Origin of the sequence: Nostoc sp., assembly GCF_036917535.1 — a bacterium.
GTDB lineage: Bacteria > Cyanobacteriota > Cyanobacteriia > Cyanobacteriales > Nostocaceae > Nostoc.
The window spans coordinates 1-13,235 of the sequence record NZ_JBALDA010000005.1; the positions used below are offsets into that span (position 1 = coordinate 1).

The 13,235-nt window shown below is 42.8% G+C and carries 10 protein-coding genes; 5 read left to right on the forward strand and 5 right to left on the reverse strand.

Annotated elements, in window-relative coordinates:
* The 4 genes from V7K56_RS00970 to V7K56_RS00985 form a co-directional block, all read right to left on the reverse strand.
* A partial coding sequence (locus tag V7K56_RS00970) for a tetratricopeptide repeat protein (protein WP_334906720.1) occupies nucleotides 1–1,527 on the reverse strand: 1,527 nt, incomplete at its 3' end.
* Nucleotides 1,521–2,987: an NB-ARC domain-containing protein gene (locus V7K56_RS00975; protein WP_334906722.1), complete on the reverse strand. Its 1,467-nt coding sequence runs from the start codon at nucleotides 2,985–2,987 to the stop codon at nucleotides 1,521–1,523. The genes V7K56_RS00970 and V7K56_RS00975, both read right to left, overlap by 7 nt.
* Nucleotides 2,988–3,194: 207 nt before the next feature.
* Complete coding sequence (locus V7K56_RS00980; RefSeq protein ID WP_334906724.1) at nucleotides 3,195–4,370, reverse strand: hypothetical protein; 1,176 nt, start codon at nucleotides 4,368–4,370, stop codon at nucleotides 3,195–3,197.
* A 77-nt stretch (nucleotides 4,371–4,447) separates the two neighbouring features.
* Nucleotides 4,448–4,876: a hypothetical protein gene (locus V7K56_RS00985; protein WP_334906726.1), complete on the reverse strand. Its 429-nt coding sequence runs from the start codon at nucleotides 4,874–4,876 to the stop codon at nucleotides 4,448–4,450.
* Nucleotides 4,877–5,235: 359 nt separating this feature from the next.
* On the opposite strand from V7K56_RS00985, the gene psbQ reads away from it, so the two are divergent.
* The 4 genes from psbQ to hemJ all read left to right on the forward strand — a co-directional run bounded on the left by psbQ (nucleotide 5,236) and on the right by hemJ (nucleotide 8,809).
* Nucleotides 5,236–5,703 carry a photosystem II protein PsbQ gene (psbQ, locus tag V7K56_RS00990; RefSeq protein WP_334906728.1) on the forward strand — a complete coding sequence of 156 codons (468 nt, stop codon included), beginning with the start codon at nucleotides 5,236–5,238 and terminating at the stop codon, nucleotides 5,701–5,703.
* Nucleotides 5,704–5,812: 109 nt separating this feature from the next.
* The gene (locus V7K56_RS00995; RefSeq protein WP_334906730.1) at nucleotides 5,813–6,940 is read left to right on the forward strand and encodes an NAD(P)/FAD-dependent oxidoreductase; all 1,128 of its coding nucleotides are present in this window, start codon (nucleotides 5,813–5,815) and stop codon (nucleotides 6,938–6,940) included.
* A gap of 195 nt (nucleotides 6,941–7,135) precedes the next feature.
* On the forward strand, nucleotides 7,136–7,987 hold the full coding sequence (locus V7K56_RS01000; RefSeq protein ID WP_334906732.1) for an alpha/beta fold hydrolase: 852 nt from the start codon (nucleotides 7,136–7,138) through the stop codon (nucleotides 7,985–7,987).
* 240 nt (nucleotides 7,988–8,227) lie between these two features.
* On the forward strand, nucleotides 8,228–8,809 hold the full coding sequence (gene hemJ, locus V7K56_RS01005; RefSeq protein WP_334906734.1) for a protoporphyrinogen oxidase HemJ: 582 nt from the start codon (nucleotides 8,228–8,230) through the stop codon (nucleotides 8,807–8,809).
* A 226-nt stretch (nucleotides 8,810–9,035) separates the two neighbouring features.
* On the opposite strand, the gene V7K56_RS01010 is transcribed toward hemJ, so the two are convergent.
* A complete protein-coding gene (locus tag V7K56_RS01010) occupies nucleotides 9,036–9,944 on the reverse strand; it encodes a peptidoglycan-binding protein (RefSeq protein ID WP_334906736.1) in 909 nt (302 codons plus the stop codon).
* Nucleotides 9,945–10,174: 230 nt separating this feature from the next.
* Here V7K56_RS01010 and V7K56_RS01015 point away from each other — a divergent pair, with 230 nt between their 5' ends.
* Complete coding sequence (locus V7K56_RS01015; protein ID WP_334906738.1) at nucleotides 10,175–13,186, forward strand: leucine-rich repeat domain-containing protein; 3,012 nt, start codon at nucleotides 10,175–10,177, stop codon at nucleotides 13,184–13,186.
* The last annotated feature ends 49 nt before the right edge of the window (nucleotides 13,187–13,235 follow it).

A 13,235-nucleotide genomic window follows, 5' to 3' on the forward strand; every position in this document is an offset into this window, starting at 1 on the left:
GTAGAGTCCTGCCAAATTGTTCAGGCTAGTTGCCACATCCGGGTGTTCATCCCCCAGCAGGCGTTTTCTCATCGCCAAAGCTTGGATGTACAAAGCTTCGGCTTCGCTGTCTTTTCCCTGTGAAAAGTAGAGTCCTGCCAAATTGTTCAGGCTAGTTGCCACATCCGGGTGTTCATCCCCCAGCAGGCGTTTTCTCATCGCCAAAGCTTGGATGTACAAAGGTTCTGCATCGCTGTACCTTCCCTGTGAATAGTAGAGTAATGCCAAATTATTCAGGCTAGTTGCCACATAGGGGTGTTTATCCCCCAGCAGGCGTTTTTTCATCGCTAAAGCTTGGATGTACAAAGGTTCGGCTTCGCTGTACCTTCCCTGTGAATAGTAGAGTAATGCCAAAGTGTTCAGACTAGCTGCTACATCGGGGTGTTCATCCCCTAACAGGCGTTTTGTCATCGCCAAAGCTTGGATATACAAAGGTTCTGCATCGCTGTACCTTCCCTGTAAATAGTAGAGTCCTGCCAATTTGTGCAGGCTAAATGCCACATCGTGGTGTTCATCCCCCAGCAGGCGTTTTGTCATCGCCAAAGCTTGGATGTACAAAGGTTCTGCATCGCTGTACCTTCCCTGTGATTTGTAGAGTGCTGCCAAATTGCTCAGGCTAAATGCCACATCGTGGTGTTCATCCCCCAGCAGGCGTTTTCTCATGGACAAAGCTTGGATGTACAAAGGTTCGGCATCGCTGTACCTTCCCTGTGAATCGTAGAGTAATGCTAAATCCTTCAGGCTAGTTGCCACATCCGGGTGTTCATCCCCCAGCAGGCATTTTCTAATGGACAAAGCTTGGATGTACAAAGGTTCGGCATCGCTGTACCTTCCCTGGAAGTAGTAGAGTTCTGCCAAATTGTTCAGACTAGTTGCCACATATGGGTGCTTATCCCCAAAACGTTTTCTAGCAACTGATAAACTTTGTTCACGCCAAGGTAAAGCTTGCGTGTAGGCTCCTTGACCTTCGTAAAATCTACCCAAGCCTACAAAAGGCCAGATTAAATCATCATCGCTTAACCAAGCTTGGTAAACTGTAGCAGTTCCGGCAAGGTGAGGGATGGCAAGAGTTGCTTGAGCAATTTCTATCAATGTGAGTGTCTCAGGAATATCCTGTGCTACGGCTACCATTGCTTGACAAAAGCCGCGCTTGAGTTTGTCAGCTTCAGCTAACTCTTCTAACTTCTGCCGCAATAATTCCTGAATGCGTTCATGAACTTGGTGGATATCATCTGCCAATTCTTGCAGCAGATAACGCTCAACTAAAATAGTGCAGTTAGCTTTGAGGTCAAATTCCAAATCGCTAGAACTTGCTGCTGATTCTACTAAAGACCAAGGAATAGGAGCCAAAGCAAACAAACTCAACAGACAAGCCAATTTTTGCGCTTCTGGTTCTAAGCTTTGCCAATTCAACTCAAAAGCTGCTGCTACACCAGACTCGCCTGTTGATGCTTGCTTCTGTAGCCGTGCGAGGATGTCTGCTAGCATAATACTCTCCCTGGCTCTCGGCACTGTGCTGCTATTTGGTAAAGTCCAATAGGTACATAATTCACAAATCGGCAAAGACCTTTAGCAAACTCTAATTCTTTCTCAACTTTATATTTTCCCAGCAGAGTTGTTAATAATTCTAAAGCTTCATCTGTTGATAATTGACCTAACGGCAGTGATGGATATACTAACCCTGTGTTTTGACGAGTGGTAATTAACACCTTAAACCGAGAACTTTTGAGTGGTAGGTATGGTTGAATTTGTTTCCAGTCTTTAACATCATCAAATATTAATAAAACTTTGCCTGCTTGCCAGTTTTTCCAGCAATATAAAACTTTACCTGTTGCATCTAATTGCTCAGGAGGATTGAAGTTAGAGAAATGAATCATTCCAAAGTTGATTAACTGGGTTCCTAAATCAGTTCCTTGGGGATTTAACCAACAACATCCACCAGAATAATCTTCTAAATATTGCCATGAGTATTGAATAGCTAATTCTGTTTTACCCACGCCACCTTGTCCAGTCACATCGGTAATAGCTACAACATCATTAACTTGCAATCGCTGACGCAATTCTTCTATTTCCTCATCCCTGCCAACAAACTTACGCGCTTGACTCTGTTGAATATTATGCGGAATATCAAATGGGTTGAAATGAGATTTTTCGATATCTCCATCCCAACTATGGGAATAAAAATAAGTCGGCAGTTGTTTTTTATCTAAGTTAGTAAATCGCTGCTTAACTGCCTCAGTAACTTCCCTCATATTCGGTGGGAAAGTCCCATTAGCTGCTGCAAAAGCCTCTCTCACCGCTTGAGAAAAGTATCCTGTTTTATTTTCAGAATTTACCTTAGCTTGCTCTCCTTCCCGCGTAGCCAGTAATACAAATTGTTGACTATCTTGCCTTGGCTGACCGCTCAAAAAAGCTTTGCCACCTAAATTCGTTGGTCTTCCCTTCGCCTCTAAAACATAATTGGCACAGGCATCGATAATACAAATATGATTGCGAATCTGAAATTTATCGGAACCCAACAAAACTAATAAAGAATTCAAATCTAAGTTCTGCCAATTCTGTTTATTGGCATCAGCACAAAGCAACCGACGCTCTCGTTCTGAAGTAATCACACCATGTCCCGCCCAAAAAATGTAGAGCAAATCCCCCGACTTTGGAGATAAAAAGTTAGTCACAATGTCGGAGATATTTTGCTCTGTCGCTGGCTCTACAGTTAACTCACATTCCCCAATTAACTGATGATTTTCTTCCAGTGCTGATAAACATAACCGGATATTCTCTCTCGGTACACCGCGCCGATGCAGCCAATCAGCAAATTTCAGCGCGTCATCGGCTTGCCCTCCACCCGTCACATTCCAAGCAGATTCATGGTACTTTTCAATACCCACAATTAACCCAAATGTCCGCTCAGGTTTAGCCGTCAACTGCATGATGACTTGGTTTCTCACCTCCTATGGAAAATGACCTAACCCCCTAATCCCCTAACCTCCTTCCCTAGCAGGGAATCTACGGTTACACACTTGAATTACCCCCCTTAATCCCCCCTTGGAAAGGGGGGAGATAAGAAATTTTGTTCCCTCCCCTTATAAAGCGGGAAGATAAAGAAATCTTGTTCCCTCCCCTTTACAAGGGGAGGGTTAGGGTGGGGTAAACCATTATGGCAACCTCGAAATAATCGCCTCCCAGGTTTTGGCATTTGTCCAATAAGCTCCGTGAGAACGGGGAAATGGTTGTTTACTATCCACTCGCACATCTTGCACACGCTCAGGGAAAATTCTATTACCCACGTAACTGAGAAAATCCCGTAAATCGTAAATATTCAACCATTGAGGGAAATGCTCTGGCAATAACTGCCCATATTCTAAGCTGTAGAGGGCGTTAATCTCATATAAAAATGGTGCTTGGGAACCAACTGTTACCAATAATTCCACCTGAGACAACTGCTGCTGCACGAGCAAATCTACACAAGCGATACCTCCCAAACTATGGGCGATTAAAACTACTGGCGGTTCTGCTTCTTCGATTTGTTGCTGGATAAACGCCCTGATTTTTTCACCCCGCGTCTGATACAACAAAATATCACCAGGCATAGGCGAAATTTTATCAGTTAACTCAAAGCGGTTTCCTCTGACATAATTTGTTCCGCCGTGCTGTGCTAATTCAAGAACTGGCTTTAATAGCCAGCCACCCAATCCTAACTCCGCTTCTCCCAAAGCCAGAGTCAGCAATTCCACAACTTTATCGCGCAATTGGGCATCGGTGAGTATCAGAGGAAATTTTTCTTGCTGTTCGCTAAAAAACATTGCTTGAGCCACAACTGCTCTAGCTATTGGTGCATAATATTCACTCAAATCAGATTTGGAAACTGTGAGCAATGCCTGATAATACGGTTCACTGCGGATAATAACCTCTCGTGCTGGCTCAAATACCTTTGCAATTCCCGCCTCTTGCAACTTAGCTTGCAGTTCCAATGTCGGAGTAAGACTCGCCACACGAGATTGTAAAACATCCCCTGGTTCTTCCCCAAAGGGATTTCCTGACTCAATCGGTTTCAAAGACAACAGCCGCAATTCATACAGAGGATCGCGGTATAATTGCCCCCACAACACAATATCTGCATTTTCTTCTCCTGGAGATAAAGCCAGTGTCGCATTCTCCAAGGGTACTGATGCCCGATTATCATTGAACTTTGCACCTAATGCACCCCAAAGACAGGGAGCAACTTTGATATCAGGACATTGGGCGTGAATCTTTTGCTCAATTATCTGAAAAGTTTCGTTGTATTCTCGTTCCCTAATGCCTGTGCCATGTACAAATATTACGGTGGTCATTGTGATAAGGCGGGCTATGGCTACGCAAAGCTTTCTTCTGTATTATTCCTCACTACTTTCTTTGACACAAGTTGATTTCATTGACTTTGTTTATTAAAAACTTCTAAAATCTGTCGGCAAATCTGTTTGAGTTTCTCCTCGATTTCACCAGAAGGCGAAGATGCGCCGACAATACTCCAGTTTTCTACCGTAGAAAGTCGCCACGCTTCACCGCGATGATCAAATCCAGCTACCTCTACACCGATCGCCCGGCGAGAATTATTGATGGGATCTTGATAAAATCGGATTTGAATTAAAATACTGCGACTTCGCCAAGATTTGCTAATACCAGGAAAGTGAAAGCCGATATCTATAGAATCTGGATCGACTAATTCCCTGGTTTCCGGGTCATTTTTCCACGGTTTGAGATCGGATTTGGCATCAGGAAACTCGAATTTGAACAAATTAACTACTGTGGCAATGTTGCTGGCGAGTTCAAGGTTCGTTGCCTGTTCAGCTGCGTTCACTAAAAAACACTCCTATATTGCGTCGGCATTTTCGGGTATGTGAAGAGAGAAAAACCGCCAGAAGGCTTATATAATTGGTGTTTCAGCTTATCAAGAGCTTTGAGATTTAGCAAATCTAAATCATATTTTCCTAACAATCCTGGTTACTAACAGAAGCCAAAAATCGCTTCTTGTTGGGACTGCCTAACACCTATTAAGTAATTGTACTTAAAAATTACTCCAAAGCAGACGGAACTCTGCTTTTTAGAGAAAATATCAAGATTTTCTACAAAATCCTTGGCTGACAAGAACGATTAACTGCGCTAGCGATCTAAAATGACACTGTTAATCAGTAAACCAAAAGCAATTAAGTTCAATATATGGTGCGTCAACGCTCGATTTTTTCATTTTTTCTAGTACTATTGGCCACATTCTTGATTAGTTGTGGTGGCCCTGGTGTTGCGGTGGCACCTCCGACTTATACAGCAGTACAACTTGAAAAAATTCAGGCTTATGTTCCTGAAATTCAGGCTGTGCGCGATCGCTCAGAAGAGTTGACAACCCTAATTCAAAAAGGTGATTGGATCAATGTGCGTAACTTTATACATGGGCCCATAACAGAAGCAAGGCTGAATCTGACTTATGTCACTTCCAACCTTCTACCCAAAGACCAACCCAAAGCACGTCAAATAACGCGAGATTTGTTTAACGACCTAGTTAAACTTGATAAAGCTACTAGTGCTGGCAATCCTCTAGTTGCTTTAAATAACTCCCAAGCTGTTTTCACAGAGATTGACAAATTCTTCCAACTGCTTCCTAATACCAGCAGTGAAGCAGAGGCAAGTTAAGCGCAAGGTAAGATGAGCTGAGGGGGATAAGGAGGATGAGGGAGAGTAAAAATTGCTCCCCCTGTTCCCTGATCTCCCGCATCTCTCTCATCTTTGGCTGAAAACAGCAATGAGTCATGTAGTTATTATCGGTTGTGGTGTAGTCGGGGCTGTGATCGCTTATGAACTAAGTCTAGTAAAAGGGCTAAAAATTACAGTTTGCGATCGCCAACCACCAGCACAAGCTTCTACGGGCGCTGCACTTGGCGTTTTGATGGGCGTAATCAGCCAAAAAATCAAGGGCAAAGCTTGGCAGATGCGACAAACTAGCATCCAACGCTATGAGACTTTGATTCCTGAATTAGAAGCTTTAACAGGTCGCAAAATTCCTTTTAATCGTCAGGGAATTCTCATGCTTTTGTCTGATTCTTCCCTAGAGGGGATGTCAGTATGGGAAAAACTAGTAAAAATTCGCCACTCTCAAGGCTGGAATTTAGAAATTTGGGACACGGCTAAACTCCAGAATATTTGTCCTCAAATAGAACGTGAAAAAGTGACTGGCGCTGTCTATTCTCCGCAAGACCGCCAGATCGATCCAACTGCCCTCACCTTAGCTTTAGTTGAAGCTGCCCAGCAAAATGGTGTAACTTTCAAATTTGGTGTGACTGTTTTGGATGCCCCAAGCTCAACATCTGAATTTTGCGTAGGCGCAGCCCGTCGTAGACATCGCCTTGAGACTACAGAAGGAAAAATAGCCGCAGATTGGTTTGTAATTGCAGCGGGGCTAGGTTCAACCCCACTAACAGCAAAATTAAATCAGATAATTGATATCCGTCCCGTACTTGGGCAAGCGTTGCAAATGCGTGTGGGGCATTTATTAGGCAATCCCGACTTCCAGCCAGCGATAACGGGTAACGATATCCATGTTGTTCCTGTGGGCGGTGGAGATTATTGGGTAGGCGCAACATTGGAATTTCCTAGCAATGGCGATGAGATACCGCCAAATCAAGAACTGCTGGAATCTATTAAAGAACAAGCGATCGCATTTTGTCCAGAATTAGCCACAGCTACTATTCTCCGCACCTGGTCGGGGTTACGTCCCCGCCCTGAAGGACGCCCAGCCCCAGTTATTGGTAAGCTACCAGGATTTAATAACGTCCTCCTAGCTACCGGACACTATCGCAACGGCGTTTTACTAGCACCCGCTACAGCTTATGCGATTCGTGAGATGATTATTTCTCAGGGAGCAGGGGAATGAGGGGGCAGGGGAGCAGGGGAGGCAGGGGGACAAGGGGGACAAGGGGAAATTATTGAACAAGTCTCTCTCCGAAGTTCTGAGCGCCGGCTTCCGGCGCTCAGACTTCTCTCCTTGTCTTCCCCCTCTTCTTCGTCTACCTTGTCTCTTCTCCATGCCCAATGCCCCCATGCCCAATGCCCAATATAGGAAAATAACGTGTCAATAACAGAACATAAAATCAATGTAGATTCACTGAAATGGTTTTATCGGGAATCTTTACCAATCGGGAGAAGTGACTTAGTGCCGGTATTGTTGCTACACGGCTTAGTTTCACAAAGTTACAGTTGGCGTCATATTATACCTGCTTTGGCGAAGCAGGGTACAAGAGCGATCGCTCCCGATTGGATTGGTTACGGCTTTTCTGCCAAACCAGAAAAACGAGATTTTGCTTACACTCCCGATGCTTTTATCACAGCTTTAGAAGGATTTATTAAAGCCATAGAACTTGAATATTTTTCTTTAGTTGTCCAAGGCTTTTTAGGTTCTGTAGGACTACAATATGCTTTGCGTCATCCAGAACAAATTGCTAATTTAGCTATTTTAAATACACCAATTTCAACTGCTGCTAAATTACCCTGGAAAATTAAACAAATGGGTTTACCCTTAGCAGGTGAAGTTATGACCCAAGACCCCTTATTAGTCGATCGGACGCTAGAAGGTGGAAGCCGTTATCGTATAGGAGATAAAGATTTAGATATTTATCGAAAACCATTTTTAACCGCTTCTTCGTCTGGTCGAAGTCTCTTAGCAAGTATTCGCAATTTACAGCTTGATTCAGCCATGACAGAAATACAAACTGGCTTTAAAGAATGGCAACAACCAATTCTGATTCAATGGGGTATGATTGACCCCTGGCTACCTGTAGACATTGCCGAAAACTTTGCCAATTCCGTACCAAATGCCGAATTAATAAAACTTAATAACGTCGGACATTATCCTCAAGAACACTACCACGAGACAATTTTGCAAGACCTTTTACCCTTTGTGCGTCGTAAAGATACTCATTGACAATATAGCTTTGACAAAAATCGATATTATAAAAATGAATGTCAGAATTCAAGAGTCAGAATTCAAAATCAATTAGTGGAGGATTCTAAATCACTACTAAGTGGAAGATGAAGAGGCTAAATTCAAATATTCTTTATTGTTAAGACTCCATCCTTTCACGGTTGGAGGATTATGAATTCTGACTCCTTTTTATTACCATTAAAAATGCATCACAACCACAAGTAAAGGAAATTAGGACTCATGGCCTATTCATGGTTTAAAGCCTTTCATATTGTCGGATTTGTAGTTTGGTTCGCTGGTTTATTCTACCTAGTACGTCTTTTTATCTATCACGTTGAAGCTAACGAAGAACCGGAACCAGCACGAACGATACTGAAAAATCAGTATCAAATTATGGAAAAGCGCCTTTACTCTATTATCACTAACCCAGGAATGTACGTAACGATCGCAATGGCCATCGGTTTATTAACCACTGAACCGGACGTTTTAAAAGAGGGTTGGTTGCATATCAAACTGCTGTTTGTGGCGATTTTAATTGGCTATCATCATTACTGCGCTCGGCTGATGAAGAAATTAGCAGTAAATGAATGTCGCTGGAATAGTCAGCAATTACGTGCTTTAAATGAAGCACCTACAGTTATGTTAGTCGCGATCGTCTTGCTGGCTGTGTTTAAGAATAATCTACCTACAGATATCGCTGCTTGGGCTATTTTCGCCATGATTATTTTGATGGCAGTCACTATTCAACTTTACGCCAAAAAACGCAGACAGGATAAAGAAAAACTGACAGCACAGATAGGGCAACCACAAGAACAAAGTTAGACAAAGTAAGGTAGCACAGCTGGGCTACCTTATTAAATCTTGCATCACAATAATACAGCAGATTGCAAGTTAATGAAGTACAAAAATACCCCTCCCTAACCCTCCCCTTGGAAAGGGGAGGGAACTAGATTGGGAATTTCCCCCTTTACAAGGGGGGATTAGGGGGGTAAAGGATGTACTTCATTTAGATGCAAAATGCTGTAAATGCTATCAATTAACCATTACTTCATCCTGGAAAGGTTTTGAGTAAATCATCCCCAGGAATCACAGCGGTGTAAAAAGTATATTTGCGATTAGCGACATAACGACGATCTTGTTTAACAATCGCCATAAACTCCCTATGTCCATCACGGGTACGTCCTACTAAACAACCCGCACTAGCAAGGCGAATATCATTCCTGGGGAAATCAAAGCCGTAGTGTTGATTCACATAAAAATCATCACCTGTATCAAGTTTGTCGCCAGTCCGTTTAAAATCTTGGTTGAAATCTCTATAAACAGTGATATCTCCAACTTGCACTAATGCTTCGTGAGGCTCTGCTGTGCCGTGAATACCAACAGCCCAAGCTTTGTATTGTCCAAACTGAATCCTAGCTGCTCCTTTGGGATTCATCGGATTATAAGTGTAGTACCTCCCTGGTTCTGTAGTCGCTTCCCAGTGATCGACAATTTTGGGAATACCATTTACTACTTCAATCACAATCCGGCGATCGTTAAATTCATTAGGTGCATCACTGTTGAGAGTCCAGTCTGCATCTATGCCCTCTATATAAACAATGTTGTATTCTTTGGGATTGGTAAATACCTGATAACCTTTGGCTAGCATATATTTCACAATCTTACTAGCGATGTCATTGCCTAGTTTTAAGGGGGGTTTAGGAAGATCGTCTATTTTGGTTTCAATTAATTTCTTGGCTGTGACTGCTCCTAAAAAGCCACTCTCTTCAGTCTTGGTTAATTCTTGAAATTTTTTGAGAGATATCACAGAAACAGGGCCAAAGTTACCATCGGCTGGAGGTTCCAGCAAACCTAAGCCGATTAACAATATCTGAATCTGACGAGCTAAGTCTGCATCTTCTGCGATCGCATCAAATGACCATTTCTCATCTTTTCCCAAGAAATCTTGTAGTTTCATTATGCACCTGCTTTCATTTACTGAGTTCTAAGTATAAACATCATTTTAAAAATTGATGTCGTCTAAAACTATACTCTAACTTCAAATATGATGTCATCTGGAGTCTGCGATCGCACGCACATTGTCTGAATGCAATCCTTGATACAGGCTACATTATTAATTAGCTCAATTTCTCTGCTGCGCGTCTAAGCAGCAACTCGTCATCAGGCATCGCCTCTGTAAAACCCGAAATGACTAACGAAGAACTGCTGCAAATTATTGAACAAGCTGCCAGAGACAAGGTAACAGAATTAGACCTTTCTGGGGAAGGCTTAACAACCCTGCCACCGGAAATTGGCCAACTCACCAATCTGCAAACCCTTGACATCAGTGACAATGAACTAAGCAGTCTGCCAGCGGAAATAGTCCAACTCACCAACCTGCAAACGCTCCATGTCTACAACAATCAACTGGGCAGTCTGCCACTCGAAATAGTCCAACTCACCAACCTGCAAACCCTCGGACTCCGTTACAATCAACTGAGCAGTCTGCCACCCGAAATAGTCCAATTCACCAACTTGCAAACCCTCGACCTCCGGTACAATCAACTGAGCAGTCTGCCAGCGGAAATAGTCCAACTCACCAATCTGCAATCCCTCCACCTTCGCAACAATCAACTGAGCAGTCTGCCACCAAAAATAGTCCAACTTACCAACCTGCAATCGCTCGGTCTTGGCAGTAATCAACTGAGCAGTCTACCACCGGAAATAGTCCAACTCACCAACCTGCAAACTCTCTACCTCGGCGGTAATCAACTGAGCAGTCTGCCAGCTGAAATAGCCCAACTCACCAACCTGCAAACCCTCGACCTTCGCAGTAATCAACTGAGCAGTCTGCCAGCGGAAATTGGACACCTCGCCAACCTGCAAAAGCTCTACCTCCGCGGTAATCAACTGAGCAGTCTGCCAGCAGAAATTGGACACCTCACCAACCTGCAAACGCTCTACCTTCAGAATAATCAACTGAGTACTTTACCAACGGAAATTAGGCAACTAACAAACCTGAAAAAGCTGGATCTTCGTAGAAACCCAGTCCCCATTCCACCTGAGATTTTGGGGTCGAAGGATTTATCTAAAGATCCCGGCAATGTGAATGAAATTCTCGATTTCTATTTTCGGGTGCAAGATCCAACCGAAACCGAACCCTTCTACGAAGCAAAATTCTTGATTGTTGGCGAAGGGGGAGCTGGTAAAACCTCTTTAGCTAAGAAAATTAAAAACGAAAACTATAAACTCCAGGCAAATGAAAAATCAACTGAAGGCATTGAAGTAATCCAATGGCACTTTACACTGCCCAATGGCAAAGATTTTCGGGTCAATCTCTGGGATTTTGGCGGTCAGGAAATCTACCATCAAACACATCAGTTTTTCCTCAGTAAGCGTTCTCTCTATGCTTTAGTTGCCGATACTCGCAAAGAAAACACTGATTTTTACTGGTGGCTAAAGGTTGTCGAACTCTTTAGCGACAAAAGTCCAGTTTTTATCATCAAAAATGAAAAACAAGACCGTCAGTGCGTAGTCGATGGAGGCCAGTTACGAGGAGAATTTGACAACTTGAAGGAAATTCTGCCAACTAATTTAGATACTAATCGCGGTTTAGCAGAGATAAAAAAGGCTATTCAACTTTACATCAGTAATCTTGACCATGTTGGTACACCTCTACCAAAACTCTGGGTAAGAGTCAGAGCCGCTCTAGAGAACGATTCCCGAAATTACGTCAGCTTTGAAGAATACTGTAACCTTTGCCGAGTCAATAATTTAACTGACCGTAAAGACATGCTGCGCTTGAGTAGCTATTTACATGACCTCGGCGTTTGCCTGCACTTTCAAGACGATCCTACACTCAAACACTATGTCATCCTCAAACCAGAATGGGGGACAACTGCCGTCTACAAAGTTTTGGATAATCAGACTGTTAACCAAAATCTCGGTTGTTTTACCAAAGACGACCTCAAAGATATTTGGAAAAGCGGCGAATATGCTGATATGCACGATGAACTACTGCAATTAATGATGCGGTTCAAGCTTTGCTACGAAATTCCTGGTCGCCGTGACATCTATATTGCGCCGCAATTGCTTTCCATTGAAAAAGCTGATTATACCTGGGACGATCGCCACAATCTGATCCTGCGCTACACCTATACATTCATGCCCAAAGGCATCCTCACCCGCTTTATTGTCGAGACGCACCCTTGGATTGAACAGCAAAAACTTGTTTGGAAAAACGGTGTTGTTCTCAACAAAGACCAAACTCGTGCTGAAATCATTGAAAACTACAATCAACGGGAGATTAAAATCCGTGTTGCCGGAAACCGTACAAAAGAATTGATGGCAGTCATCACCCATGAACTTGAAAAAATTCATAACTCTTATGAACGTTTGCAATATCAAACCCTAGTTCCTTGTAACTGCGAAACTTGTAAAAATCTGCTCATACCTTATTCCTATTCTCTTGACAAACTTAACAAACGTTTGAGCGCTGGTCGTTATCAAATTGAGTGTGAAAACAGCTATGAAATGGTAGATGTCCGCAGGTTAATTGATGATGTCATGTTGCAATCTGATAGAGCATATAGAGAACTCAACCCCCAGATTGCACAGTTGCAAAGCGAACTGGAGCAAGAGAGAAATGAATCGTTGACGATCAATAGTCAGGAAATTTTCATTTCTTATGCTTGGGGCGGAGAAAGTGAGCAATTTGTCAATAAATTGGATCAAACTTTGCAGGCAAAAGGAATTAAAATCATCTGTGATAAACGCGATTTGGGCTACAAAGGCCTAATCAAAGCCTTCATGGAACGAATTGGACGCGGTAAATGTGTTATTGCGGTTATTAGTGATAAGTATTTAAAATCTCCCAATTGTATGTTTGAGCTAGTGCAAATTGCTAAAAATGGTGAATTTTATAATAGAATTTTCCCGATTGTGTTAGCCGATGCCCAAATTTATAAACCTGTTGCCAGACTTAAATATATTAGGCATTGGGAAGACGAAATTAAAGAATTAGACGAAGAGATGAAAAAAGTTGGTGCAGCTAATTTGCAGGGATTTCGTGAAGAAATTGACCAATACACTGAGATTCGCAACACGATCGCAGAACTCACCAACCTGCTAAAAGATATGAACACGCTCACCCCTAATATTCACAGCGAATCAGACTTTGAGTCATTGCTGAATGCGATCGCACAGCGTTTAGATGAGTAAAAATAACCTATTAATTAAGCTCAGAGGTTGAGCAATGTCTCCGACAAGC

Coding starts and splice junctions, on each gene's coding strand:
- V7K56_RS00995 (WP_334906730.1), top strand. CDS start 5,813: ATGAGTCATGTAGTTATTATCGGTTGTGGTGTAGTCGGGGCTGTGATC.
- hemJ (WP_334906734.1), top strand. CDS start 8,228: ATGGCCTATTCATGGTTTAAAGCCTTTCATATTGTCGGATTTGTAGTT.
- V7K56_RS01015 (WP_334906738.1), top strand. CDS start 10,175: ATGACTAACGAAGAACTGCTGCAAATTATTGAACAAGCTGCCAGAGAC.
- psbQ (WP_334906728.1), top strand. CDS start 5,236: ATGGTGCGTCAACGCTCGATTTTTTCATTTTTTCTAGTACTATTGGCC.
- V7K56_RS00980 (WP_334906724.1), bottom strand. CDS start 4,370: ATGACCACCGTAATATTTGTACATGGCACAGGCATTAGGGAACGAGAA.
- V7K56_RS01010 (WP_334906736.1), bottom strand. CDS start 9,944: ATGAAACTACAAGATTTCTTGGGAAAAGATGAGAAATGGTCATTTGAT.